The sequence below is a fragment of the Nocardia sp. CA-135953 genome (assembly GCF_050955735.1).
GTDB lineage: Bacteria > Actinomycetota > Actinomycetes > Mycobacteriales > Mycobacteriaceae > Nocardia.
Window position 1 is genome coordinate 3,693,694 of record NZ_CP192082.1, and the last position, 23,946, is coordinate 3,717,639.

Sequence of the window (23,946 nt, forward strand, 5' to 3'; positions counted from 1 at the left end):
GGTCGCGGGCGAGGCGATCCTCTCCGGCGAGGAGCACCCCACCCCACCCTCACCCTGACCACACGTGAGGTGGCCGACCTGCTCAACCATATGGCCGACCTGTGCCGCCGCTACCACGACATCGACCTCGCCTACCGCGAACTCGACCGTCGCTACACCGTGCTCCGCCGAGCGACCGGCGATGCCACAGCGTCATTGGATCGGATTCGTGCCACGCTGGCGCAGCGGACCGCGCACCCGGAAGCGCTTGCGCGGCAGGCCTGCACGATCGCCCGTTTCGCTGCCGAGAATCTCAATGCCGCGAGCATGGACCCGGACACGACATCCGGCCCGTGATGCGGTTATCGGGCGCGCGGGCAGTTGTACCCGAGTGCCGATATACCCCGCGTGGTTGCCACCCATACCGAACATCATCGCGCCACCGGATCAACAGCGCGTGCCTGACACTTCTTTATCTGCGATGACGTGCTCCGATGGCCCCGGGCTGACGGCTGGCATCAGCGAGGTGTGAGTGTTTCCAACCCGGGGGATGATGATCTTCCGAGCACTCTACGAGAAGAGTTGGTGGTGTTCATCTGCGGGAGGCCTTCGACAGATGAGGGCGTCCCTGAAGCTCAGTTGAAGGAAACCATCATGAACAGCACCAAAATTCGCGCAGCCGTAGCAGCGGCAGCGCTCGCACCGATGCTTGCTCTCGGGTCAGGCGTTGCTACCGCCGCGCCCGCCCCGGCCGCTCCCCCTGCGCCTGTCCAGGTGGCACCCGCCTCCGAACAGCTCCCCCCGCAGGTCGAGCCTGCCATTTTGTGGTGGAACCCATTTCTGTGGTGGGTCTGCTTCGTACCACCGATCTTCCCCCTCGGTACGGGCATCTGCCTCGCATGACCGGATAGTTGCAGCTCAGCGATTGGATCGAACATGTTCAGGAAGCTCGCGAGGGCTGCGGCTGTGCTCGCAGCATGCGCAGCGTCGGCCGGGGTGCAAGTAGGCACTGCGCATGCCACAGACCCGTCGGTACTGGGCGGCGGTTCCGGCATTGTCGTCGGCGACCAGGGCGTCTGCACGCTGACCACGATCGGGCACGATGCCGCTGGTCGACTGGTCGGCTTCACGGCGGGTCATTGTGGTGATGCGGGTACCACGGTCGTTGCCGACGCCAACCGTGACGCCGGCGTGGTCGGCACCTTCGCCTACGCGAACAACGATATGGACTACGCCGTCATCGTGTTCGATCCGGACAAGGTCGTACCTGTGAACCACGTGGGTAATACGACGATTACCGGATTGGGCGGTCCGGCGCAGTTCCCGGATATCGCGTGCAAGGAGGGCTATACCACGGGCCAGACCTGCGGACTGGCCTACGGCGATGTGTACCAGACCAACACCTGGACCTGGACGCAGATATGCGTCCTGCCCGGTGACTCCGGCGGCCCGGTCGTGGTCGGCACAACGCTCGTAGGCATGGTGAACGGATACCTGAGGGTGCCGTGCCTGGGACCGCAGCTCGGCGCGAATATTGCCGCCATCATGGACGACGTCGATGCGCGCGGTGGGATCGGAGCGGGTTTCCGCCCGATCTAGCGGTATCACCGCACATTCCAGCTATCGCCCGTGGTGATTGACGATCACGCCGCTGTCGACTGCGCGCTCGACCAGAAGCATGCGTTTTTTGTTCTGCGGGAAGGATTCGACGTCGAATATTTTGAACAGCGCCCGCATGTGGGTCTTCACCGTGGCGACGCTCAGGCAGAGATCGTGCGCGATCTGCCAGTTCGATGCGGGGTAGGTGAAGCCGGTCTCAGCGTCGTACGGGCGACATAGCGCCTCGAGAATCAGATACTGAGCGTCGGTCAGCGCGGTCCGGGCCGGCAGACCGGTCTGGGCAATCGTTCGTTCATCCTCGGATGGGTGAATGCGCCACCCAAGCCGCCTGATGTAATAATTCAACTAACTTGGTATATGGGGTAGGGGTTTGATCGTTCCCTAGGTCTCATTTTCGGAAATATTCCAGACCGTGAGTTCCGCGACCAGGAGTCGGGGTGATCGTTGGGTCGCAAACTCTTCCCCGAGCTACTCCGGCTGCCGAGTTCCACGGTGAACCCGGCTATTGCGGATCCGGGGCGGGTAGCGGCCAGCGGTCGACGGTGTGCAGCGTCGAACCGGCCTGGCGTGCATAGTGTTCGGCGTGCAGAGCGGCGGGATGCAGCCGGCGGGCGGCGGCCAGCCACCCGCCGGCCTGCCGGAGCACTTCGGCACGGGTGAGCGCAGGGTCGTTACCCAGCAGCAGACCCCCGTGTTCAGGGGCCAGGACGACGGCCGATCCGAGGTGCTGCAGGCAGCGGCCGGTACCGAGATCATCTTCGAGCTCGCGGTAGGCGGAGAGAGCGCGTTGCCAATGCCGAAGCGCCCGGCGGGGTTCACCACGCGTCCACCAGAGCACGCCGAGTGTCTCGCGCGTCTGGGCCCGGCCATCGGGGTCGCGGCCGTCGCGGGTCAAGGATTCGGCCAATTCCAGGCGGTCCTGGGCGGCGTCCAGCCGACCCTGATGTAAATGGACGACGGCCAGGTTGATCAGCGCACACACGACTGCGGCCAGATCCGTACGCGGGAGCAACCACCAGGCCGCTTCGAGTTGTTCGGCCGACTCGGACAGCACGGTCGGACTCGGCGGCGCGGTTTCGAGTCGATGCAGCGCGGTGTAGTGCGACCAGCGCGCGGACAGACTCGTGGACAGGGCGCGTGGCCGATACTTCGGCGGTCGTCGACGTAACCTACCCGCCCGGAGCGCGGCCAGTTCACTACGCAGCGGGAAATCGTCGGCGGTATCGGTGAATTCGCACAGCGCCCGCGCTACGCCGTGGGCATTCTCGGGTAGGCCCGTGCGGGCATACCAGACGTCGAGGGCGTCCGCGATTCTGGCGAGTTCGTGTACCGCCGCGCTCGGAAGCCGTGTTCCCGGATTCGGGAAGAGTTTGCGCAGATATTCTTCTTCCGCTTCGAACCAGCGTCGCGCCCCCTTGGCGAAACGAACCGTTTCCAACGCGATCGCCCAGCGGCTGGCCCGGTCCGCGTAGTGATGCAACAGTGCGGACAACGCCGCCCGCCAGTGTGGTCCGCTGACGACCTCCGCGGTGAGCGGCAGCCGCGGCGCCTTACGCAGGCAATATCGATCGGCGCCGAGATAATCGACGACTCCGCGAACCTCGAGGTCGGCCAGCAGCAGGGTCGCGGTGCGCCCGTCGGGTGCGGAATCCGGCGGCAACCGGGTCGGTGCCTCGAGAACGGCAGTCAGCACCCCGAGCAGGGCGGCTGTCTCGAATTCCTGAACCGGCAGTTCCCGCAAAGCGGCGAGCACGGGATCGTGATCGAGTTCGGAAAGCTGCCGCGGCGGATCAGGACAGTTTCTGGCGTCGACGAAGCGTACCGGCGCGCCGGGTTCGACGAGTTCGGCGATCAGAGCGAGTTCCCTTTCGGTGCGCACTCTTTCGCGAAAGCCGTCTATGCGTCGGTACGCCACATACGCGCCTGCGCCCAGCACGGCGACGATGGCGAGCCCGCGCAGCAACCCGCCGATCACCTTGACGACATCGCTGTCGCCGAGCGAGTTGACCACGATATTGCGACCGAGTTCGAGGACCAGCGCCCACGCGACGACCTCCGCTGTGCCGAGCACACCCTCCCAGATCGACGAGCGCGGCGTGCTCTGCTGGGGCGCCTCGAATCCGCGTGGCGCCGTCACGACAGCGTCCCGCCGGTCAGTCCCGGTACCAGCCAGCGCCGCCACGTGGCAAGCAGCAGCAGCACGGGTAGCACGGCCGACAACAGCGACCCGGCCGCCAATTCCGCGGCGTTCTCGTTGAATTGCCGTGCCTCGCCCCACAGCAGCAGCGACCAGGGGCTGGCACCCGCACCGTTCATCATCAGACCGATGAAGAAGTCGTTCCACACCTGGATGAATTCCAGCACCGCGACCGCCACCACGGCCGGGCCCGCCGATGCCAGCAGCCGCCGCGTCACGGTTCCCGGACTGGCCAGACCGTGCAGCACCGCATCCGCCGGCGTGTCCGGCGGGGCCAGCATCGCACCGCGCAGAATCAGGATCGCGATCGGCAATCCCGCGGCAGCGTGCACGAAGATCAACGGAATCCTGGTGCCGGACAAGTTGAACGTGTCGATGAACGTATCGAGGGAACCGAGGTAGCTCTGCGCGGGCAGCACCGACAGGACGACCAGGGACACCACCGCGATCCGCGAGACCACACCCTCCTGACGGCCCGCGGCCAGTCGATGCGCCACCGGAAGGGCGGCCGCCACCACCACGATCGTCGCCAAACCGGCAACCAGCAACGTCGTCTGCCATGCCGCACGGAAGGATTCATCGCCCCACATGCCGGTGAGTGCGGAAAGCCCGAATCCCTTGGGGCCGTTCAGACAAACGGCGATGAGCACCAGGATCGGCACCAACGCGAACAGCGACACCGCGGCGATTCCGACCGCACGCACCGGACCGATGCGGCGACTGGCATCCACCGGCGGTGAAACCGCCGCGTAGCTCTGCCCACCGCGCTGCCCGCGCACGCTGGTCCGCGGCAGCCAGGCCACGAAGCCGACCAGCACCGCCAACGGCAGCGCGTATGCCGCGGCGACACCCGCGCCGAGATCATCATCGGTGGCCAGTCGCCACCACTGCACGGTCGCACTGTCGAGCTGGTACTGCATCGAACCGGGTACCCCGATCAGCACCACATCGAAGACCCTGGCCGCGGCCACCGCGACGACCAATCCCAGGATGAGCAGGATCGGACGCACCAACTCCAGTAGGCGCAGCAGTGGGAAACGCTTTCCCTGCCCGTGCAGATAGCCCGACCGCACCGGATCCGCCTCGATGGCACGGATATCGGCGCGCAACAAACCGGTGAGGAAACCCAGCCAGGTCCACAGAAACGCCGAACCGAGCATCAGCGCGAACCAGATCCGGTACCCGCCAACGCTTTCGATGCCGAACCGGGCGGCGAGCTGCTGGAAGATTATCCGGAAGGCGACACCCGAGACGAATGCCGAGATACCGAACGGCACGATCAACGGCGCCCACAACCTGCGCGAATCGCGTGAGAGCCAAGCGATGCCGACGGCGACGAGCAGCAGGACCAGACCGAAGACGACCCACAGCATGGTCAGCAGGTACGCCCATCGTCCGTCACCGGCCAGGGCGTCGGCCAGTAACCAGAGCCCGAGCGCGATGAGCACGGCGCAAGCCGCCAGCACCGACCGGCGCGCCCGACTCGCCGATCCACGCCTGCGGATCAGAGTGAAGGCGACGGCACCGCAGGCAACAAGTGTGCAGGAGAACACGATTCGCGGACGCGCGGGCACCGCGATCGCCACCGTCCACACCGCGGGCGCCATCAGCAACGCCGCCATCAACCCGACCGCCAGCAGGCCCGCCCAACCGAGCCAGCGATGTGGCCGCCCGCCTGGTATCAGTGGGCCGCGCATCCGGCGAGTCGCGAGTTCGATGCGCAATCCGTTGGCACGGAAGTCGGCAACACCCGTCATCGGCGACTCCGCTCGAATCCGTCCAGTGCGGCGATCGCGCGATCGATCGCGGCATCCGGCCGCTCGGCGGCACCGTCACCGATCGCGATGAGAAACTCGGTCAGTATGCGCCACAACCCATTACGGCCGCCGACCGCTCCCAGCTGATCGGACAGATCGAACGCGCTCCAGGGGCTCTGCGCACCTGCAATCGGTTCCAGCAGTGTCGAATAGCGCACGGCGGTCCGGGTATTCGGGGCGATGAAGCCGCCGTCGCCCTGAATCCACGGCAGCGGCGCCTCCGGCGCGGCCAGCGCCACCACCACCTCATCTGCGCGCGAGCCCGCGTATCTGGTCACCACCATGACATCGCCGCCCACAATCCGCGGCCGTTCACCACCGAGGCCGGTGACCGGGAACGGTGCGATACCGACCACCTCCTCCGGCCGTCGACCGGATGCTCGAAGACACTCCCGGACAACGGGTTCGGCGAAATCCGGTGCGATCACCATAACGGCGCGGCGGTGCTCGAACACCTCTCGAATCGCATCCGGGAACTGACGGGTCAACGCCACCGCGACGCCGCCCGCGATGGCATGCCGTCGGCCCCACAGTCGCGCGAGATTTCCGAACGTCGCGCGCACGGCGGGCCGGTCCCAGACACGCTCCTGCGTGGTGGTCGTCAAATCGTCGTAGGTGCGCGGAGATTCGGCGCGCAGCACATTCTCGAAGACATCGGTCAGTACCCAGCCGTCCGCCGCGGCAAGGGCCAGCAACCGGATCGGCGTATCGGCCAGCACCTCGATCCGGTCGACCCAATCCGCGATCGTCCAATCGGCGGGGTCGCCGAGGTGGTAGGTGTCGACGGTCTGCCGGTCGTACCAGACCAGTGACTTGTCGGCGGCCTTGAACGGCACCCCGTACGGTTTTCCATTGTGGTACAACAGCTGTCGCCACAACTCGGGATACCGTGCCCCGTGGTCGTCGGTCCACAGCACATCGGGGACCGGCCGAAGCTTACCGTCGTCGACGAGTGCGCGAACCTGGCCGGCCTGCGGCAGCAGCACGATATCCGGCGCCGACTTCCCGCCCGCGCTGAACGCGGTACCGATCTCGTCGCCCATCGGAATCACATCCACCGATCGCGCGAAAGGCATCGGCTCCAACACTTTCCGGAAGGCTGCCAGCTCCGCACCGCTCCACGACACTCCGATTCGGATCGACCCCGAATCGCCCCACAACAGCTGCGGCGCACACGCGGCCAGCGGCAGCACCCAACCCGCTTGCAGCAAAGCTCTTCTCGTCCCCATGCTCCCCCAACAGAGCGGTGATGGTGTCACCGAGAATTATTGCATCACGCTGTCAGTCGGGAAGAAGCTTTCCCAAGGGACCCAGGTCGATGTTGAGATCTTCTGGGGTGAGGCCGAAATGGTCGCGCAGTTCCTCCATGCGTTGTTCGAGCAGCATCAGGGTGGTGCCGATGCGTTCGATCTCGGTCTCGGTCAGCTCGCCTTCGTCCACGCGCCGCAGGGCCTGGCGTTCCATCAGCTGCCGCAGCAACTCCACCAGTGTGAGCACGAGCGTGACGAGCCCGCGCTCGACGGATTCGGGGTTGGTATCGATACGCGGGGCAATGCCACCGACTTCAGTCATCGCGGGGCGGTTCCAGTTCAGGGTGCGCCGCCGCGGGTTCGACCGAGAAGGCAGACAGCGTACTGACGGATGAGACGAGGGCTCGCAACGAGATCGCGACCAGGTCTACGTCCGCGATGGCCAGCCTGATATCGCCGGTGATGACGACCCCGTCGGCCAGCACTCGGTCCAACAGATCGACGAGCGCGACCCGGCGCTCGTCGTCGACGCTCTGGTCCGCGGGTCTCATATCGGCTCCTGGTCTACGCCGGCGAACGAATACGGCGGCCACGGACCGGTGATTTCGAGCCGGATGCCGGGCAATTGCTTGCCGAGTTCGTCCACGGCCGCGGCGAAGTCACCGGCGTGATCGTCATCGACCAGATAGGTGCCGTTGAGCACCATCCAATCGCGGCGGCCGCTCAGCGCCGGGTCCGTCGCCGGTTGACGACGTCCCGCGGCGGACCGGCGAACCAGGCGCGCATGTACCGCCTCGGCCCGCTCTGCCGCGTCGCGTTCCACAGTCTCCTGTGCGGACAGTTCCGCGCGGCGACGGGCCAGATAGGCTGTGCCCGTGCCCTTTTCGCTCCCCGTGCTCGCGGCCCTGGCATCGGCGACCGCGGCGGTGAGGGCGGCACGGTCGGTATAGGCTTTCACGCCCCACTCGGTGCGGCCGGTCACCAGGGTCAGCGCCGCGGTGAAGTCCGCACGCCGCGCATCGAGCAGGTCGCGCACCCGCTCGTCGTCGAGAAAGACCGTGGCCAGGCGTAGCGGGACGGTCGGGCCGCGCCGCACCAGCGCTGACACCACGACGTCGTGCGCCCGGGCTGTCGCCGCGAGCCAGTCCAGATCCTCCAAGTTCCGCCGTAGTGCCTGCTCCCCGAATACCGCGAGCGGCACCGATCCCACGAACGCCACCAGCGCATCCGAGACCACCGCGCGTACCGGCTCGCCCGCGACGCCGGTGATCGAGCCCAGCCCCGCCGCAGCGTCGGTGGCGCGAGTCACCGCGTACAGCCAGACGCCGACCTCGTCAGTCACGCCGCCTCGATTCCTTGGCCTCGCGGTGGCCTTCGAGAGATTGCGGGACCTGTCGTGCGGCTTCGAGTTCGGCGATTCGGTCGCGCAGTTCCCGGTTCTCGAGTTCGAGGTCGTGATCCTGCCGCTCGAGTGTGCGGGCCTTGCTGTTGAGCCAGGGGTCGGTCTCCCACCAGTCGATGCCCACCGCCTTGGCCGTCTCCAAGGACGCGATGACCAGCCGCAGCTTGATCGTGAGCAGTTCGATGTCGAGCAGATTCACCTGGATGTCGCCCGCGATCACCAAACCCTTGTCGAGCACCCGTTCGAGGATGTCGGCGAGATTCGTCGACTGACGTCCGCCACCGTAGGGCTGCGGTGCCGACGACTCGCCTCCGACCACCGTCATCGTTGATTTCTTCCACCGATATCGGTGCTGCCGCGGTAGTAGCGCCTGGTTCTGCGGTAGGCCAGCAGATTTCCGTCCACATCGAGCTCGAGTTCGTAGAGCGCCAGCATGTCCGACGATGAGGGGATGCGGCGATCCTCGAGCACTTCCATCTCGATCACCCATCCGTCGTCGGTCGTCTCCATGGAGGTGACGCCTTCGACGTGCTTCGAGGTCAGTTCGCCAAGGATATCTATTGCCGCGGCTGAGGCCTGCGCCGCACTGATGGGAGGCGGTTCGTCCGACACCGAGTCCACGTTCTCGGGGTCTTCTGGAGTGGTCATGCGTGCCACGCGAGTCACTCCTTCCGGTCGGTCTCCGTCGCGCCGCCTCTCAACGGGACTCTGCGATCGAGAACAGCCTTCTGCGCTTGCTTGCGCTCTTCTTCGGACAGGCGATCATCTGCGGCAGCCGCATCGATCTCCTCGAGTTCACGCCGCACCGACGCGGGACTTTGAACCTGCTGCTCTACCTGATCTTGGATCAGTTCGCCCAGCCAGATCACGCCGCGCACCGGAGCGAGGGGCAACGAGACGATCGCCGAGAGCAGGCCCATGGTTCAGCTCTCGGGTGCCTGCTTCGTCACGAAGTCGTAGGCCGCCATCGGTCCGAGCAGGGTGAGTTCGACGCGGTCGTCCCAGTCCCTGGCGAGCCGACCCAGCACATCCTCCAGATCGCCCTGCCGACTGTTGTCGAGCAGAACCGCGACGTGGACCGCGTCCTCCTCATGGGTGGGCTGCCGCTGGTTGACGAGCGGATCGAAATCCTCGAGTTCGGAAATCACCCTGCGGGTGTCCTCGGCGCGTTTGGCTTCGATCGCCTGATTGATCATTTCGCCGAGTGCGATCCGGGCATCGCGGGTGGCGTCTTCGGGTTTGTCGTGGATCTCCTCGCGTAGCCGGGCGACTTCGGCGTTCTCGTCGACGAGTTCACGCAGCACGGCATTCTCGACGTAGCGTCCCTTGATCACGAACTGCGCACGACCCTCCAATTCCTCCAGCGCGGCGCGGAACTCGTCCTCGTGTTCGCCGAGCAACTCGTTCTCCACCGCCCCCTCATCGGTCATCACCGCTCCGAAGCGCAGCGGCAGCACCGGAACCACGGCCGCTGACTCGTCCAGCAGCTTGGCGTGCGCGGCGAGGTCATCGGGCTCGCCGAGCGGGTGATCGGTGGCGATGTCACTGACCAGCGCGGCAATCTCGCCGTGCCGCACCACCGCGACGTCGCTCGGGGGGTCGCCGATACCACTGGCATGCGGCTGCGGCTCCACATCGGCGGGCACGATGCCGTAGACGTATACGGCGTGAGCGGTAGCCATCATTCCTCCCTGCGCCGCGAAGACCGGGGTGCTGTTCGACGCTGGTCCTCGACGTCGTCGAGGAAGCTTTTCACTTTCTCGCCCGCCGCCTCGAGCGCGCCCTTCGTCTTGTGCTTGCTCGCGCCTTCGGTGACGTCGCCGACGATATCGGTCAAGCCCTTGGGTTCACTGGTGGAAATTTCGAGCCGGTTGACGGCCTCGGCGAAGCGCAGATACGTGTCGACACTGGCCACCACGACTCGAGCGTCGACGGTCACCAGCTCGATACCGACCAACGACACGCGCGCGAACGCGTCGATAACCAGTCCTTTGTCCAGAATTGTGTCCACAACGTCGGCAAGGCTGGAGGAATTCGGGCGCGCCATCGTGCCGGTTCCGCCACCGCCTGCGGGTTCGATGGTCATGTTCGTGCTCTCCTCTCGCTCGACCGGCGGGCCGCTGTGCTGCGCTGCGAACCCGATCGACGGCGGGGTGACGCGGGCGCGGTCTGCTCGACCTCGTCTTGCTCGTCCTCGTCTTGTTCGGCCTCGTCGTATTCGTCGGACTCGTCTTTGCGTTCCCCTTCGTCTCGATCTTCGTCGTCCGCAGTTTCGGCCTCGGCGTTCTCCTGTTCCTCGCGCCGTGCGGTCTCGTCGTCCTTGACGACCTTGCTGTCGTGGATCTCGCCGTGCCAGCCCACGACGTCGTCGGGGTGCAGCACAGCCTCGGTCATGACGTGCCGCTCGAATTGCTTGAGTTCCAGGCGGCAGCGGCGACCGGCCGCGCGCCACAGATTGGCTGTCTTCTCGAAGACGCCGTTGGGTTGGTACTCGAGCACCACGAGGATGCGGGTGAGATCCGGTGTGATCTCGTGGAAGCTCACCGCGCCGTCGATGTAGCCCTTGGCGCCTGAAGAACGCCAGACGATCCGCTCGAAGGGCACCTGTTCGAGGATCGTGGATTTCCAAGTCCGCCTGGACCAGAACACCTTGCCCGTCCAGGTGAGTTTCTCGTCGGCCTCCTGCTCGACCTGCTCGAGCTTCTTGGTGAACTTCGGAAAGTCCGCGAACCGGGTCCACTGGTCGTAGGCCAGGTCGATCGGAACGCCCAGGTCGAGCTGCTCGACGATATTGGTCGGTTTGCGCTTCTTGCCGCCACCCTTGCCCTTGCCCCCGGTCACGGACTCTTTGACCGTTTCGAAGTTGTCGCGGACGGAGTGCTTCAGCTTCTCCATGCCGGCACTCATCGTCGCTCGCAGTGGTGAGGCGCCTTGGCTGAGTTTTTCCACTCCCGTTATCGCCGAAAGTAGATTTCCCCCACCGTCCTCAGCGTATTCATTCAGCCGGTCGGCGGCCTTCGATACCTTCCCCGAGAGCCCGGAAGCCGCTCGTTCGGCCAGGGTCGCGGTGAGATTCTGCACCGATTGCTGCAGCGGGCTGGCCGGGACCGCTTTTCGGGTCTTCCTCTGGATGGTCGATCCGGCCCCGGTCGCGGCTTTTGTGGCCCGGCCCGCGGAGGCGGCGGCTTTCTTGCCGACTCCGGTCGTCGCATCACGCAGTGTTTTGGCCGCCATCGGCCTCATCTCCTCGTGCGTCGCACAGGCGCTTCGTCGGCTTCATCGGTGTCGACGCGACTACGGCGTCGGCGGACCGAGGGTGCCTTACGCTCGGCGGACCCGGGTGCCCGGTCCGCGGTCCGTGAGCCCGTCCTACGCGTGGCTGTACGCGTCCGGCGTGCCCGCGGCCGTGCACTGGTCCGCGCGGAGTCCTCGTCGTACTCGTCTCGGGTTCGGGCGAAGTCGTCCTCGTCGTACTCGTCCTCGGCCGGTTCTTCCTCAGCGGATTCTTCCTCAGCAGATTCTTCCTCAGCAGATTCTTCCTCGGCCAACTCGCCTTCGGGCCGTTCGTCCTCGTCCTCGTCCGAAACCGGCTCCTGCGACTCGACTCGGTCCTCCTCCGCGTCGGGTATGGCACGCTGCTGCAACCGGGCGTTGAGCGCGTCGATGCGGTTGCTGGCGGCGGTGACCGCGGCGGAGCGCACAGCGCCCACCAACTCACCCTTGACGGTATCGCTGATCTGGGTCAGCTCCGGCGACGATTTGAGCAACGACGTCCCCCGCTCGAGCAGTTCCGAGGGCATTCCCGACGACCGTCTCGACATCGCCGCACCCGCCAGCGCCAGCGCGAATCGCATCTTTCGTGTGCGCCCCAGCACGTATCCAATGCCCACCCCTATGGCAATTCTTGCTCCACCTTTCACAGCTCACTCCTTGCTCGCCTCGACACCCAAACGCATCAGCGAAGCCCGGACGTCCGAGATATGACGCCCCAGAGTGGGATAGATCGGGACGCAGAACATTTGGCAACTTCAGCGTATTCCTGGTTACCGGATAGGTCTATGGGTGCGGCCCGCGAAAGTCGCCTATCGACGCCGCAACGGCACTGGGTAGCGTCGACTGGTATGGCTACACCCCAGCATCCAGTCGCCACCGCGGGTACACGGAAGTTGGCCGCGGCCTGCCGGGCGGAGATTCCACTGCTGACCCGGCGGTTGCTGTCGGCGATTTTCACCGATAACCCGGAGTGGACGGATTACACCTCGGTGCCGCGCAAGGAGTTGCGGGAAGGGTGCCGGCAATATCTGACCCGGATCTTGGATCTGCTGGGCGGGGTGGCGACCGATCCCGAACACGATGATGTGGCCGCGGCGATCGGCAGGCATCGCGCTGCGCAAGCGGTGCCGTTGGAGGCGATGTTGCGCACGTTCCGCCTCGGCGGCGGGATCGTGTGGGAGGCGTTGCTGGACAAGGCCGAGGCGATCGACGCGCGGGAGGTCCGCCAGGCGGGTACCGCGATGTGGACGGTGATCGATGGGTTGTCCTCGGCGTTGGTCACGTCGTATCGCAATGCCGAACTCGAACAGGTGCGCCACGACGAACGCCGCAGGCACGCGCTGATCGAGGATCTGCTCGCCGGGCGCGCGCATGACGCGACCTTCGCAGCACGGGTGGCGCGCGAGCTGAACTTGCCCGCCCAGGGGGCCTATCTGGTGGTCGCGGTCCGCGGCGGCGAGGGACGGCCGCTGCGAGCGGGCGCCGAAACCGCATTGGGCGCGTTGGGGATTCGGTCGGTATGGCATGACCGCGTGGACGCCACGATCGGGCTGGTGTCGCTGGCCCGTCACGACAGCGCTAGCGTGCTGGCTCATCTTCGCCCCCAGATACGTGGACTGGCCGGCGCCTCCCCTGCTGTCGCGGGACTCGCGGATGTCGATACCGCGCACGCGCTCGCTCTCGTCGCGATGCGGACAATGCCCTGGGACGCAACGGGATTGGTCGCCTTGGACGAGCGCTATCCGGAAGCGCTGCTGGTCCGCTCGCCCGATCTGACCGAACTGCTGGTCACCCGAACCCTCGGCCCGGTGCTGGCCCTCCCGGTCAAAGAGCGTGACTCACTGCTGCAGACCCTCGCGGTGTGGCTGGCGGAGAACTGCTCGGCCGCCAATGCCGCGCCGCGTCTGCATTGCCACCGCAATACCGTGATCAACCGGTTGCAGCGCATCTCGACCTTGCTCGGTGGTCCGCTCGACGGACAACGCTCCTATCTGGAGCTCTCGCTCGCGCTCGCGGCGCTCCGACTCGGCGAATCAGAGCACCGGTAGGCACCCGTGGAATTGGGCTCAGCGCCCATTTTCGAGACCGATTTCCTGGGCTTCGGAGTGATTGTCTGTGCGCTGGGTGGTGACCAGACTCGTCGATGATGACTCGCGCCGGACCTGTGCCGAGTCGAAAATCGTTCGAGACGAGGAGCACCACGAGTGCCGGACTTCGATCTTTTGGTGGTCGGTGGCGGCCCCGGCGGCTATGTGGCCGCCATCCGCGCGGCCCAGCACGGCTTGACGGTCGCCCTGGTGGAGAAGGAACGGCCAGGCGGGGTCTGCCTGAACTGGGGCTGCATTCCCACCAAGGCCATGCTGCGATCCGCGGAGGTTTTCCAGACCGTCGGCGCCGCAGCGGATTTCGGTGTCCACGCCGACAATGTGCGTTTCGACTTCGCAGCTGTGCGCCGGCGCAAGGACGGCATCGTCACCGAACTCACCGACGGTGTGGCGGGTTTGCTGGCGGCAAACGGGGTGACGGTCATCGAGGGCCATGCCCGGTTCATCGATCCCACCACCGTCGAGGTGCACGAGGTGGGCCCCTCACCCGTCGGTCCGCAGGGTCCGCGCTACGCCGCCGCCCCGACCGCGCCGATCCGGCAGGTCAGTGCGCGCGATGTGATCATCGCGACCGGCTCGGTACCCGCTCGACTGCCGATTCCCGGCGCGGACCTGCCCGGCGTGATCACCTCCGACGGCGCATTCGGGTTGACCGAGGTGCCGAAGCGGCTGGTGATCATCGGCGGCAGCGCGGTCGGCGCCGAATGGGCCAGCCTGTTCGCCACCTTCGGCGCCGAGGTCACGATCGTCGAAATGCAGGACCGCCTCGTTCCCGCGGAGGACACCGATATCGGGACCGCGCTGGGGCGCTCCTTCAGCAAGCGCGGCATTTCGGTGGTCACCGGGTCGACGGTGAAATCCATTGCACAAGAGTCGAATCAGGCACTGCGTGTGACTGTCGACGGCCCGCGGGCGCGCGAGCTCGATGCCGATGTGGTGCTGGTCGGTGTCGGTCGGCGTCCCAACACCGCCGACCTCGGCTTGGACATTGCCGCAATCGCCACCGACGACCGCGGATTCATCACCGTCGACGAGCAGTTGCGTACCGGCACCGCCCACGTCTACGCCATCGGCGACGTCACCGGTCGGGCGCTGCTCGCCCACGTCGCTTCCCATCAAGGCCTCACCGCCGCCGACGTGATCGCCGGACATCAGGCACATATCGATTACACGGTGATCCCCGCGGCCACCTTTACTCATCCGGAGATCGCCAGCGTCGGACTCACCGAGGCCGCCGCCCGCGCCGCCGGGCACGAGGCGATCACCGTGCGCTTCCCGTTCACGGCCCTGGGGCGAGCCAAAACCTTCGGCGAGACCGAGGGATTCGTGAAAATTGTTGCCGGGCAACAGCATCAGGAAGTCCTCGGGGTGCACATCATCGGGCCCTCGGCCAGCGACCTGATCACCGAAGGCGCGCTTGCGATTTCGCTCGAAGCGACGCTCGACGAGCTGGCAGGCACCATCCACGCCCACCCGACCCTCGGCGAGATCGGCATGGAGGCGGCGCTGGCCGGACTCGGACTGCCCGTGCACATCGCGCCACGCAAACGCTGAGGAGCCACCGTGACCACGACCACCGCACCCCGTAAGACCACGTCGAAGGCCGCGACGCGCAAGGCGTTCGCCGGCTGTTCTGAGAACACTTCCCGCAACTGCTGAGGACACCACCGTGCCTGTCATGACCTATCGCGAAGCGCTGCGCGAAACCCTGCGCGAGGAGATGCGTCGCGACGCCGACGTCGTCCTCATCGGGGAAGAGATCGGCGTCTTCGAAGGCTCCTACAAGATCACCGCCGGCCTGCTGAACGAATTCGGCGAGAAGCGGGTACGCGACACCCCGATCGCCGAAGAGGGATTCGTCGGCGCGGCCATCGGGGCGGCCATGCTCGGTCTGCGCCCGGTGGTCGAGATCATGACGATCAACTTCTCGCTGCTGGCGCTGGACCAGATCGTCAATCACGCCGCCAAGATCTACGGCATGTTCGGCGGGCAGACCAGCGTGCCGATGGTCATCCGCACCCCGGGTGGCGGCGGCCAGCAACTGGGCGCCACCCACTCACAGAACATCGAGCTGTACTACGCGTTCGTGCCCGGCCTGAAGGTCGTCGCCCCCAGCACCCCAGCCGACGCTCGGGCACTGCTGCGCGCCGCGATCGAGGACGACGACCCGGTGCTGTTCCTGGAAAACCTCGCTTTGTACAACACCAAAGGCGAAGTGCCCGAGGATCTTCCGCCCGTCGCGATCGGCAAGGCGGCGATTACGCGTCCGGGGACCGATATCACCCTGATCGGCTACTCGCGCATGGCGACAATCGCCACCCAGGTCGCCGAAAAGCTGGCCGCCGAAGGGATCTCGGCCGAGGTCATCGACCTGCGCAGCCTACGCCCGCTGGACCGCGACACCATTGTCAACTCCGTACGCAAGACCGGCTGCGCGGTGGTCGCCGAAGACGACTGGCTCACCTACGGCATCGGCGCGGAGATCGCCGCCTCCATCTCCGACGGCGCCTTCGACTACCTGGACGCGCCCGTGCGCCGTGTCGCCATGGCCGAGGTGCCACTGCCCTATGCCAAAACTCTCGAACAGATCGCGCTGCCGTCCGCCGAATCCCTTTACACCGCGGCCGCGGAAACCCTCGCGGCCGTCGGCCGACGCCGCTGAGAGGACTTCACATGCCCGACATCATCATGCCCCGCCTGTCCGACACCATGGAGGAAGGCGTCGTCGTCGCCTGGCTCAAGCAGGTCGGCGACAAGGTCAGCCGCGGCGATATCGTCGCCGAAATCGAAACCGACAAAGCGCTGATGGAACTCGAAGCCTACGAGGACGGCATTCTCGAACGGATTCTGTTCGAGCCGGGCTCGCGGGTCCCGATCGGCAACACGATCGCGCTGATCGGCGACGGAACCGGGTCCACGCCGGGCGGCTCTGCCGGACCGAACTCTGCTGCCGAAAGCGGTGTGGCAGAGAGTAATACGGCGAAGGAACATGTAGCCCCGCAGGGAAGCGCTGGTGCGCAAGATAATCCGATCGACGCCGCTGGAACTGTTTCCGGGGCAAAAGAGACCCGAACTCACAAGAAATCCTCACCACTGGCCCGCAAGATCGCCCGCGAACTCGACATCGACCTCGCCACCGTAGCCGGCACCGGCCCCGGCGGACGGGTCACTCGCAATGATGTCGAATCCGCTTACCACACTATCGAATCCACTCCTGCCGCACCGCCGGTAGCATCGGTGACCGCCTCGGGCGACTACGACGAGATCCCGCTCAGCACCATCCAGCAGGTCTCGGCCAAACGCCTCACCGAAAGCAAACAGCAAGCCCCGCACATATACTTGACCAGCGCAATCGACGTCACCGACCTGCTGGCCTTCCGCGTCGAGATCAATCGCACCCTCGAGCAAGCAGGCAAGACCAAGGTCAGCGTCAACGACCTACTCGTCAAAGCGGTCGCCACCGCACTGCGCACCGATCCTGCCGTCAACGTATCCATCGCCGACGACAAACTCCTGCGGCACCGCGGAATTCACCTCGGCATCGCCGTCGCCACCCCCGCCGGGCTACTCGTTCCCGTCGTCCGCGACGCCGACCGCAAGAGCGTGTCGGAAATCGCCACCGAAACCCGCGACAAAGCCGAACGCGCCCGCGACCGCAAACTCCGCGCCGACGAAATGAGCGGCGGCACCTTCACCATCTCCAACCTCGGCATGTTCGGCATCGAACAATTCACCGCGGTCATCAACCCGCCGGAATCCGCCATCCTCGCCGTGGGTGCGGCCAAAGACGAACTACGCCTCGACGACTCCCAGGTCGTCACCCGCAGCATCCTGCGCGTCACCCTCTCCGCCGACCATCGCGCGATCGACGGCGCAACCGCCGCACGGTTCCTCCAACAGTTGACCGAACTCCTGGAACACCCCTTGCGCATCATCACCTGACCGGTCCTTCTCGCTGAACTGATCAAAACCACACCACCGCACCAGCCGGATACCGTTTCCGCGTCCACTCCAACGCGACGAAGGAACACCGGGGAACTCACCGCTCGTATCACTGGCTCTGCCACTGGCTTTGGCCGTGATCATGTTCGGGCTGGGACTTTCGCTCAGCGTCGACGATTTCACCCGCATCGCGCGCCAACCCAGGACGATCGTTGTCGCGCTGGCCTGTCAGCTGCTCGTGCTGCCGGCCATCGCGTTCGGTCTGGTCCTGCTCTTCGATCTGCCGCCCACCCTCGCCATCGGCATGCTACTGCTCGCGTCTTCGCTGGGCGCTACCACAGCCAACCTGTCCCGATCGCGGGCGCTGTCGGTTGGCTCATCACCCGCCGACACGCCGCGGTGCGCACCGAAAGGGAGTGACGGTCTCAGTCGCCGAATTCGGTATCGAGGCGGTGCAGGAGTTCCGCGACTGTTTCAGGTGCAGTAGGCCGGGAACGCCCAATTCATGGAGGAAGTACTGGAACGTGAAAGCAAATGGGAGGTCGACGGGGTCTTTTCTCTTCCGGCATTGGACAACCTCGTCTCCGACAGTCGTATCGAGAAGACGTCGGTCGAATTGACCAGCACCTATTTCGATACCTCCGAGCGAGATCTGCTCGCTCACAATCTCACCCTGCGCCGTCGGGAAGGTGCCGACGAATCCGGTTGGCAGTTGAAAGTTCCCCATCCGAGCGGTCGCACCGAATTGCATGCTCCGCTCTCGGAGGAACTGCCGCCCGAGTTCGTCGAGCTGGTCACCGGCGCGGCGCTGGGCAAACCATTGCACGCGATCACCACGATTCACACGCTGCGCAATCGCCACCGTGTACTCGGGCCGGACGGCGAATTGATCGTCGAAGTCGACGACGACATCGTCGATACGACACCGCCTGACGGGAGTTCCGTCGCCTGGCACGAGATCGAGGTCGAACTCGGCCCGCGGATCGACGCGGTACCCGAGGCGCTGGTCGACAGTCTCGCCGAGGCGGGCGCCCGCAGGTCGGAGTTTCCCTCCAAGCTGTCCCACGTGCTGCCCGCGCAGGCCAGTCCGGTCACCGACACCGCGGCGGAGCGCGCCATCTATGAATACATGACCGCGCAGATCGACATGATCTTCGCCGGTGATGTCGCTTTGCGCCGCGGACTGGAACCGATCCACGACACCCGTGTCGCGACGCGACGCCTGCGCAGCACCCTGCGCGTGTTCGAAAAGCTTCTCGACCGCTCCGCCATCGGTGGTGTCGAAGACGAATTGAAGTGGTATGCCGGGGTGCTCGGCGATGTGCGCGACTGCCACGTGCAACAGCGCCGTCTGGCCGACCAGGTGCACAAACTGCCGCCCGAACTCGTCCTCGGCCCGGTCGCCGCGCGCATCGACGCGACGATTCTGTCCCGGCAGGTGCCCAGTCGCAGCGCACTCACCGAGGCCATGGACTCGACTCGCTACCTGGAATTGCTGGCGACCCTGCACGCCTGGCAATCGCACCCGCCGTTCGACAGGCGACTTCGCAGACGTGAACCCGTGAAACGAGCCCGCAAGGCCGCACGCAAAGCCGATCGCCGGCTCGCGACCGCCCTGCACGACCAACGACACGCGTCATTGCACCGCGCCCGCAAGGCCGCCAAACGAGCCCGCTACGCCGCCGAACTACTCGAGCCCGTGGGAAAGCGCAAGCAAGCGAAGTCGAATATCAAGTACTACAAGAAGATTCAAGGAGTGCTCGGCGACTACAACGACGGCATCGTATCGTCACGATTCCTGTGGCGCACCGCGACGACCGCGGGCACCGCAGCGGGCGAGAACGGCTTCACCTTCGGCGTGCTGTACGCGAACGAGATGCACGCCGCCGACAATGCCCGGCGTAAGGCCGCCGAAATCGCCACGACATAGCAAGCCGCAGGTAGTTGTCGGGGCGCGACCGGGGCGCGGATTCAGCTGGACTGTGCGGTCAAGACGTCTCTTGCCTGCCTCGGTCCACGATCCAGGCGGCGATCTGTACGGGAGGGAATCCGAGTTTGCTCAGGATGTCTTCGACCTGCCGCAGCGTGCGTTCCCATGACCTGGCCGCACCGGAACGCCGCATCGAATCCTCGGTCACCGAGCGCGCGCCGCACCGTTCGCTCGCATTCGTCGTGAGATCACCAAACGAGGTAGGGGTGGACAAATGGGCACTAGGGCGAAAGGCTGTTGGTGAAGTGCCAGCTACTCGCCGGAGGGATCCGATACCCTCGGTGCGGGACCCGGCTCGACCACTTCGGAGCGAGCGACGATGGATCAGAACCTCGGAGCGAGCACACCCGGCGCCGGTGTCGCCCGTGCGACGGCAACGCAGACCGCGTTGACGACCCTGGATGCCCAGTTCGCCGGCGACTGGAAAGCATCGAGCGAACCGCCCGATCTGCCCTCGAGGCCATCGGTACGGGCGCCGCCGTCGACGATTTCGATTTGCTGCTGCCGCTGGGCCGCAGCGCATCGTGAACCCGCGTTACCGTTCCCACACCTGACGACCTGCCAATGATCGCTGACACCATGGGGTGATATTTATGCGAACGGACGGAGACAGCTGGGACATCGTGACGAGCGTGGGGCTGACTGCCTTGGGCGTCGCCACATTTCGCGCACTCGAAACGCTCGATCCCGAGCCGATGATCCACGACGACTTCGCGGCGTGGTTCGTGGAGGCGGCGGGTGAACCGCACTTTCAGCAGATACTCGGAGAACCGGCGTCGGCGGGCTCAGGCGGATTGTTCGGGCGGTTCATGGGGGTTCGGACAAGATTCTTCGACGAGTTCTTCGCCGCGGCGTGGCAGCAGGGTGTGCGCCAGGCGGTGATCCTGGCATCCGGTCTGGATGCGCGGGCCTATCGGCTGGATTGGCCCGCGGGCATGGTCGTCTACGAGATCGATCAGCCCCGTGTGCTGGAGTTCAAGGACGGGGTGCTCGCCGAGCACGGTGCCGTGGCCACGGCCGATCGGCGCGCGCTGGCGGTCGATCTGCGCGACGACTGGCCCGCCGCGCTGACTACTGCCGGCTTCGATCCGGGGCGGCCGGCGGCGTGGTCGGCCGAGGGACTGTTGCCGTTCCTGCCGGGTTCGGCACATGACGCATTGTTCGAACGCATCGACGGCCTGTCCGAACCCGGCAGCTGCATGGCCGCCGACGACTTCGGCCGCGGCATGGACCAGCGCCACTTCGACATGGAGGAAAAGTTCTTCGGCCCCAACCCGTTCGGCAACTTGAACGTGCACGACCTGTGGTACGACGACGCGCGCGCCGAGCCCGGGGACTGGCTGTCTCGGCACGACTGGTCGGTCCACCGGGTCAGCCCCTTCGATCTGGCCGCCACCTACGGCCGCCCGATCACCGACTTGCCCAGCGACCTTCCTGCCGAACTGCTCGATCGGCTGCAGCAGGCGGCCTACATATCCGCCGAGAAGCACCGGTGAACCCGGACCCGCGTGGCCGGCTCAGCCGTTGGCGAGTGCACGGTCGGCGAGTGCGGCGATGACCGGTCCGAGTGTTCTGGCGTAACTGACGGTGAGATGGTTGTCGTCGCGGTACACCAGGTTGTCACCGATGATGAGCGGGCAGCTGGCGGCAGTGCAGAACAGCGAGGTCAGATCGGCGTACTGGCCGCCGCCGGTGGTAGCTGCCGCCTGCTCAGCCGTTATACCCGCGTCGTCGACCGCTTCCGGCCGCGCCGGCGTGCATGCCGCGGCATTGTCGATATGTTCGGACAGGCACGCGGGCACGGTGGTGTGCGGATCGGGAATCGACCCGAGCACGAGGACTGCCGCCCCGGTTGCTCGCAGCTGGCCGACCAGGCGGTTCAGGCTGTCGATCCAGGCCTGGTCGTATGAGACGAAGCCGAAGTCCGCGCCGTAGCGCCGGGACATGCTCACCACGATCAAGCGCGGGCGTTCGGTCTGCAACCTGGCCAAGATCTGGCCGCGCCACTGCTCGCATTCGGTGTACTCCCGGCCCAGATAAGGGCTGGTGATGGGCAAGCCGAGCAACGGACAGGTGACCTTGGCCATGGTTTCCAGCCGCCAGTGCCGCTGCGCGGCGATCGACTCGAACGCCGGATGCCACATCGCTGCGTGTGAATCGCCGACCAGGGCCACTGTCGTGGCCGAGTCCGGATCGCCGGAGGCGCACTCGGCCTGTCCCACGTCACGCCACGATCGCACACAGCCGTCGACGAACACGCCCGCCTTGTCGCCGGGCGCGTCGGCCAGCGAGGGGGTGAGATTCGAAGGGACAGCGCGGATTTCGGCCGAGGCGGCGACTGCGGCCTGCGTCTGCGCGGTCAGCTGCCGAACAGTCGCGTCGTGCGCGTCCGCGCTGGAGGTGGCCGGTGTGGCGAGCGTGAGAGCCGCGGCCGCTGCGCCGCGGCCGACCGGGACGGGAGTGAGCACGAGCAGCATCAGTGCCACACCGCCGGCGACCGCGGTGATCGCGCCGCCACCGGCGAGGCTGCGTGCGGCCGACCCGCGCAACCCGGCGGCGAAGCGAACCGGGTTCTCGACCAGCCACAACGTGAGCATGGCGAGTCCGCCGGCCATGATGACCGCGCCCATCGAGCCACCTCGACCGAGTTGGTGACCGAGCACGCGCGGTGCCAGCAGCAATACCGGCCAGTGCCACAGATACCAGGAGTACGACACGCGGCCGATCGCCCGCATCGCCGGCACCGCCAGTCCGCGGCCGACCCCGAATCGTGTTTCCGCACAACCCGATACGATCACCAGGGCGGTACCGAGAACAGGCAGCAGGGCGGCAGTGCCCGGATACGGTGTCTTTCCGTTCAGCTGGGTGCACGCCGCGACGATCAGGGTCAGACCGATCCATCCGGCAGGGACGGCGACCGATTTCGGCAACCGGGACCACGCACCGGCCGACAGCGCGATCATGCCGCCTGCGCCCAGCTCCCAGGCCCGCGTCGGCAGCGAGAAGAACGCCCACGGTGGCAGCGTGTGGGTCCAGGTCAGCGAGATCGCGAAGGAGAACACGGCGACAGCCGCAAGAACGACCAGGTACGGGAACACAGCGGCCGATCCGATTGCGCGCCGCCGCGCGAACCACGCCGTACCGGCGATCAGTGCGGGCCACAACAGATAGAACTGCTCCTCCACACCGAGCGACCAGAAGTGCTGAAACGGCGACGGAAGCGTATCGGCGGCAAGGTAGTCGGTGCCGTGCAGTGCTAGCCGATAATTCCCGGCGTACAAGGCGCTGGCGATTCCGTCGCCGAGGACTTGGCGAGCCTGCAGCGGCGGCAGCAGTACCGCCGCGCCGATAGCCGTGGCAACCACCACCACACCAGCCGCGGGCAGCAGGCGGCGGGCCCGCGCGCCGTAGAACCGGAGCAGCCCGACAGTATCGGCGGAAACCGCTTCTCGCCAAAGGATTCCGGTCACGAGGAATCCGGAAATGACGAAAAAGACGTCGACACCGATGAATCCGCCCCCGAGCCCGGGCGTATTCGCATGAAAAAGCACAACGGCAAATACGGCGACTGCTCGCAACCCCTCGATGTCGGGCCGAAATCTCTCGTGCGGTGTCGCATCGGGCGCCCGATCAATTCGCCGATCTATCAAACCGCCGCTCGCCGCCACCGTCATGCGCGGCATTGTTATCGGTATCGCTGGCTAAGTCACGGCAACTCACCGCGCGCCGAGCGCCCGACCTCGATCTTTCGGCGGCACAGGCAGATCGAGTTCGGTTTCGGGATCTCACTGTGCGCCGAGCGCGCGGCCGTCTTCGACGCTACTGTGGTCCAGCCCACAATCGAGGCCGACTACCGCGTGGGAAGCGCGGTCCATCCCGGGAAGGCGCAAGGCAATATGTCGCGAACGATCCTCTACCCATCCGACGAGTTGATCCGCACCGTGACCGCCACCCTGCTCGGAGCCAATGAGCAGTCGGACTCGACTCCCCTCTTTTTCGGCCTCACCCTGGCGGGTCCGGATCAGATCGGCGTTCTCACGCTACCGACATCCGCAGATCCGCCGTTCCAGGATCTGGCGACGCTGGTCTTCTCGCGGGCGCCCCGTAAGACGCTGTGGGGGTTCGGATTCCACGCGGAAGCGGCCCTGATGCGGACCGCCGACGCACGGGGCAATCTCTGGTCGGCGTCGCGGGACCGCCCCGGCGCCGATGTCGTGGAAACATTCCGGTCGGCAGATCACGGCGTGCCCGACGATCCGATCGATCGAGAGCTGTGGGTCGCCGCACTGGCTCTCGCAGCGCTCTGAGCAAACGGTGAGCGCCCTGCCCCCGGATGCAACCCATGTGACGTCGTGGCGCCGGTGCCTGTGA

General features: G+C 66.1%; 25 protein-coding genes and 1 pseudogene. 10 read left to right on the top strand and 16 right to left on the bottom strand.

Annotation, left to right across the window (positions count from 1 at the left end; translation table 11 throughout):
* Positions 1 to 69: 69 nt before the first annotated feature.
* A complete protein-coding gene (locus ACQPXH_RS17115; RefSeq protein ID WP_433597526.1) occupies positions 70 to 336 on the top strand; it encodes a hypothetical protein in 267 nt (88 codons plus the stop codon).
* A 579-nt stretch (positions 337 to 915) separates the two neighbouring features.
* On the top strand, positions 916 to 1,578 hold the full coding sequence (locus tag ACQPXH_RS17120) for a serine protease (protein ID WP_433597527.1): 663 nt from the start codon (positions 916 to 918) through the stop codon (positions 1,576 to 1,578).
* 21 nt (positions 1,579 to 1,599) lie between these two features.
* Here ACQPXH_RS17120 and ACQPXH_RS17125 read toward each other — a convergent pair whose 3' ends face one another.
* From ACQPXH_RS17125 to ACQPXH_RS17190, 14 genes are all read right to left on the bottom strand, one after another.
* Complete coding sequence (locus ACQPXH_RS17125; protein WP_433597528.1) at positions 1,600 to 1,944, bottom strand: LuxR C-terminal-related transcriptional regulator; 345 nt, start codon at positions 1,942 to 1,944, stop codon at positions 1,600 to 1,602.
* A 157-nt stretch (positions 1,945 to 2,101) separates the two neighbouring features.
* Positions 2,102 to 3,736, bottom strand: a complete 1,635-nt coding sequence (locus ACQPXH_RS17130) for a tetratricopeptide repeat protein (protein ID WP_433597529.1) — start codon at positions 3,734 to 3,736, stop codon at positions 2,102 to 2,104.
* Entirely contained in the window at positions 3,733 to 5,553 is a 1,821-nt protein-coding gene (locus ACQPXH_RS17135) for a hypothetical protein (RefSeq protein ID WP_433597530.1), read from the bottom strand. Before ACQPXH_RS17135 ends, ACQPXH_RS17130 begins: the two co-directional genes overlap by 4 nt.
* Positions 5,550 to 6,824 carry an ABC transporter substrate-binding protein gene (locus tag ACQPXH_RS17140; RefSeq protein ID WP_433597531.1) on the bottom strand — a complete coding sequence of 425 codons (1,275 nt, stop codon included), beginning with the start codon at positions 6,822 to 6,824 and terminating at the stop codon, positions 5,550 to 5,552. The genes ACQPXH_RS17135 and ACQPXH_RS17140 overlap by 4 nt, the downstream gene beginning before the upstream one ends.
* 70 nt (positions 6,825 to 6,894) lie before the next feature.
* Positions 6,895 to 7,185 (bottom strand): gas vesicle protein K, encoded by a 291-nt coding sequence (locus ACQPXH_RS17145; protein ID WP_433597532.1) that lies wholly within the window; start codon positions 7,183 to 7,185, stop codon positions 6,895 to 6,897.
* Positions 7,178 to 7,414: a gas vesicle protein gene (locus tag ACQPXH_RS17150; RefSeq protein WP_433597533.1), complete on the bottom strand. Its 237-nt coding sequence runs from the start codon at positions 7,412 to 7,414 to the stop codon at positions 7,178 to 7,180. The genes ACQPXH_RS17145 and ACQPXH_RS17150 overlap by 8 nt, the downstream gene beginning before the upstream one ends.
* Positions 7,411 to 8,205 carry a GvpL/GvpF family gas vesicle protein gene (locus tag ACQPXH_RS17155; RefSeq protein ID WP_433597534.1) on the bottom strand — a complete coding sequence of 265 codons (795 nt, stop codon included), beginning with the start codon at positions 8,203 to 8,205 and terminating at the stop codon, positions 7,411 to 7,413. Before ACQPXH_RS17155 ends, ACQPXH_RS17150 begins: the two co-directional genes overlap by 4 nt.
* Positions 8,198 to 8,590, bottom strand: coding sequence for a gas vesicle protein GvpJ (gene gvpJ, locus ACQPXH_RS17160; RefSeq protein ID WP_433597535.1), 393 nt, complete (start codon positions 8,588 to 8,590; stop codon positions 8,198 to 8,200). Before gvpJ (ACQPXH_RS17160) ends, ACQPXH_RS17155 begins: the two co-directional genes overlap by 8 nt.
* Positions 8,587 to 8,913, bottom strand: coding sequence for a gas vesicle protein GvpO (gene gvpO, locus ACQPXH_RS17165; RefSeq protein ID WP_433603487.1), 327 nt, complete (start codon positions 8,911 to 8,913; stop codon positions 8,587 to 8,589). Before gvpO ends, gvpJ (ACQPXH_RS17160) begins: the two co-directional genes overlap by 4 nt.
* Positions 8,914 to 8,927: 14 nt before the next feature.
* Entirely contained in the window at positions 8,928 to 9,185 is a 258-nt protein-coding gene (locus ACQPXH_RS17170) for a gas vesicle protein GvpG (RefSeq protein WP_433597536.1), read from the bottom strand.
* A gap of 3 nt (positions 9,186 to 9,188) precedes the next feature.
* Positions 9,189 to 9,947: a GvpL/GvpF family gas vesicle protein gene (locus ACQPXH_RS17175; RefSeq protein ID WP_433597537.1), complete on the bottom strand. Its 759-nt coding sequence runs from the start codon at positions 9,945 to 9,947 to the stop codon at positions 9,189 to 9,191.
* Entirely contained in the window at positions 9,947 to 10,351 is a 405-nt protein-coding gene (gene gvpJ, locus ACQPXH_RS17180) for a gas vesicle protein GvpJ (RefSeq protein WP_433597538.1), read from the bottom strand. The genes ACQPXH_RS17175 and gvpJ (ACQPXH_RS17180) overlap by 1 nt, the downstream gene beginning before the upstream one ends.
* On the bottom strand, positions 10,348 to 11,499 hold the full coding sequence (locus ACQPXH_RS17185; RefSeq protein WP_433597539.1) for an SRPBCC family protein: 1,152 nt from the start codon (positions 11,497 to 11,499) through the stop codon (positions 10,348 to 10,350). The genes gvpJ (ACQPXH_RS17180) and ACQPXH_RS17185 overlap by 4 nt, the downstream gene beginning before the upstream one ends.
* A 5-nt stretch (positions 11,500 to 11,504) precedes the next feature.
* Entirely contained in the window at positions 11,505 to 12,065 is a 561-nt protein-coding gene (locus tag ACQPXH_RS17190) for a hypothetical protein (protein WP_433597540.1), read from the bottom strand.
* A 321-nt stretch (positions 12,066 to 12,386) separates the two neighbouring features.
* On the opposite strand from ACQPXH_RS17190, the gene ACQPXH_RS17195 reads away from it, so the two are divergent.
* The 6 genes and pseudogenes from ACQPXH_RS17195 (at position 12,387) to ACQPXH_RS17220 (ending at position 19,515) form a co-directional block, all read left to right on the top strand.
* Positions 12,387 to 13,586 carry a PucR family transcriptional regulator gene (locus tag ACQPXH_RS17195; protein ID WP_433597541.1) on the top strand — a complete coding sequence of 400 codons (1,200 nt, stop codon included), beginning with the start codon at positions 12,387 to 12,389 and terminating at the stop codon, positions 13,584 to 13,586.
* Positions 13,587 to 13,742: 156 nt separating this feature from the next.
* Complete coding sequence (gene lpdA, locus ACQPXH_RS17200; RefSeq protein WP_433597542.1) at positions 13,743 to 15,197, top strand: dihydrolipoyl dehydrogenase; 1,455 nt, start codon at positions 13,743 to 13,745, stop codon at positions 15,195 to 15,197.
* 124 nt (positions 15,198 to 15,321) lie between these two features.
* Positions 15,322 to 16,305: an alpha-ketoacid dehydrogenase subunit beta gene (locus ACQPXH_RS17205; protein ID WP_433597543.1), complete on the top strand. Its 984-nt coding sequence runs from the start codon at positions 15,322 to 15,324 to the stop codon at positions 16,303 to 16,305.
* Positions 16,306 to 16,316: 11 nt separating this feature from the next.
* The gene (locus ACQPXH_RS17210) at positions 16,317 to 17,585 is read left to right on the top strand and encodes a dihydrolipoamide acetyltransferase family protein (RefSeq protein WP_433597544.1); all 1,269 of its coding nucleotides are present in this window, start codon (positions 16,317 to 16,319) and stop codon (positions 17,583 to 17,585) included.
* Between the two features lie 112 nt (positions 17,586 to 17,697).
* Positions 17,698 to 17,934, top strand: a pseudogene (locus tag ACQPXH_RS17215) (bile acid:sodium symporter family protein); the annotation flags it as partial.
* Positions 17,935 to 18,090: 156 nt separating this feature from the next.
* Positions 18,091 to 19,515, top strand: a complete 1,425-nt coding sequence (locus ACQPXH_RS17220; RefSeq protein WP_433597545.1) for a CHAD domain-containing protein — start codon at positions 18,091 to 18,093, stop codon at positions 19,513 to 19,515.
* A gap of 58 nt (positions 19,516 to 19,573) precedes the next feature.
* Here the strand turns inward: ACQPXH_RS17220 and ACQPXH_RS17225 are convergent, their stop codons facing one another.
* Positions 19,574 to 19,723, bottom strand: a complete 150-nt coding sequence (locus tag ACQPXH_RS17225; protein WP_433597546.1) for a hypothetical protein — start codon at positions 19,721 to 19,723, stop codon at positions 19,574 to 19,576.
* 445 nt (positions 19,724 to 20,168) lie between these two features.
* Between ACQPXH_RS17225 and ACQPXH_RS17230 the strand changes: the two genes are divergently transcribed.
* A complete protein-coding gene (locus tag ACQPXH_RS17230; RefSeq protein WP_433597547.1) occupies positions 20,169 to 21,071 on the top strand; it encodes a class I SAM-dependent methyltransferase in 903 nt (300 codons plus the stop codon).
* Between the two features lie 21 nt (positions 21,072 to 21,092).
* Here ACQPXH_RS17230 and ACQPXH_RS17235 read toward each other — a convergent pair whose 3' ends face one another.
* Entirely contained in the window at positions 21,093 to 23,249 is a 2,157-nt protein-coding gene (locus tag ACQPXH_RS17235) for an acyltransferase family protein (protein WP_433597548.1), read from the bottom strand.
* A 222-nt stretch (positions 23,250 to 23,471) separates the two neighbouring features.
* Here ACQPXH_RS17235 and ACQPXH_RS17240 point away from each other — a divergent pair, with 222 nt between their 5' ends.
* Positions 23,472 to 23,882 carry a hypothetical protein gene (locus ACQPXH_RS17240; protein ID WP_433597549.1) on the top strand — a complete coding sequence of 137 codons (411 nt, stop codon included), beginning with the start codon at positions 23,472 to 23,474 and terminating at the stop codon, positions 23,880 to 23,882.
* The last annotated feature ends 64 nt before the right edge of the window (positions 23,883 to 23,946 follow it).

What these genes read in the sequence shown, in the direction of transcription:
- ACQPXH_RS17120 (WP_433597527.1), top strand. Translation starts at nt 916, where the DNA reads ATGTTCAGGAAGCTCGCGAGGGCTGCGGCTGTGCTCGCAGCATGCGCA.
- ACQPXH_RS17135 (WP_433597530.1), bottom strand. Translation starts at nt 5,553, where the DNA reads ATGACGGGTGTTGCCGACTTCCGTGCCAACGGATTGCGCATCGAACTC.
- ACQPXH_RS17145 (WP_433597532.1), bottom strand. Translation starts at nt 7,185, where the DNA reads ATGACTGAAGTCGGTGGCATTGCCCCGCGTATCGATACCAACCCCGAA.
- ACQPXH_RS17150 (WP_433597533.1), bottom strand. Translation starts at nt 7,414, where the DNA reads ATGAGACCCGCGGACCAGAGCGTCGACGACGAGCGCCGGGTCGCGCTC.
- gvpJ (WP_433597535.1), bottom strand. Translation starts at nt 8,590, where the DNA reads ATGACGGTGGTCGGAGGCGAGTCGTCGGCACCGCAGCCCTACGGTGGC.
- gvpO (WP_433603487.1), bottom strand. Translation starts at nt 8,913, where the DNA reads ATGACCACTCCAGAAGACCCCGAGAACGTGGACTCGGTGTCGGACGAA.
- ACQPXH_RS17170 (WP_433597536.1), bottom strand. Translation starts at nt 9,185, where the DNA reads ATGGGCCTGCTCTCGGCGATCGTCTCGTTGCCCCTCGCTCCGGTGCGC.
- ACQPXH_RS17175 (WP_433597537.1), bottom strand. Translation starts at nt 9,947, where the DNA reads ATGGCTACCGCTCACGCCGTATACGTCTACGGCATCGTGCCCGCCGAT.
- gvpJ (WP_433597538.1), bottom strand. Translation starts at nt 10,351, where the DNA reads ATGACCATCGAACCCGCAGGCGGTGGCGGAACCGGCACGATGGCGCGC.
- ACQPXH_RS17185 (WP_433597539.1), bottom strand. Translation starts at nt 11,499, where the DNA reads ATGGCGGCCAAAACACTGCGTGATGCGACGACCGGAGTCGGCAAGAAA.
- ACQPXH_RS17190 (WP_433597540.1), bottom strand. Translation starts at nt 12,065, where the DNA reads ATGCCCTCGGAACTGCTCGAGCGGGGGACGTCGTTGCTCAAATCGTCG.
- ACQPXH_RS17195 (WP_433597541.1), top strand. Translation starts at nt 12,387, where the DNA reads ATGGCTACACCCCAGCATCCAGTCGCCACCGCGGGTACACGGAAGTTG.
- ACQPXH_RS17205 (WP_433597543.1), top strand. Translation starts at nt 15,322, where the DNA reads ATGACCTATCGCGAAGCGCTGCGCGAAACCCTGCGCGAGGAGATGCGT.
- ACQPXH_RS17210 (WP_433597544.1), top strand. Translation starts at nt 16,317, where the DNA reads ATGCCCGACATCATCATGCCCCGCCTGTCCGACACCATGGAGGAAGGC.
- ACQPXH_RS17220 (WP_433597545.1), top strand. Translation starts at nt 18,091, where the DNA reads ATGGAGGAAGTACTGGAACGTGAAAGCAAATGGGAGGTCGACGGGGTC.
- ACQPXH_RS17230 (WP_433597547.1), top strand. Translation starts at nt 20,169, where the DNA reads ATGCGAACGGACGGAGACAGCTGGGACATCGTGACGAGCGTGGGGCTG.
- ACQPXH_RS17235 (WP_433597548.1), bottom strand. Translation starts at nt 23,249, where the DNA reads ATGACGGTGGCGGCGAGCGGCGGTTTGATAGATCGGCGAATTGATCGG.
- ACQPXH_RS17240 (WP_433597549.1), top strand. Translation starts at nt 23,472, where the DNA reads ATGTCGCGAACGATCCTCTACCCATCCGACGAGTTGATCCGCACCGTG.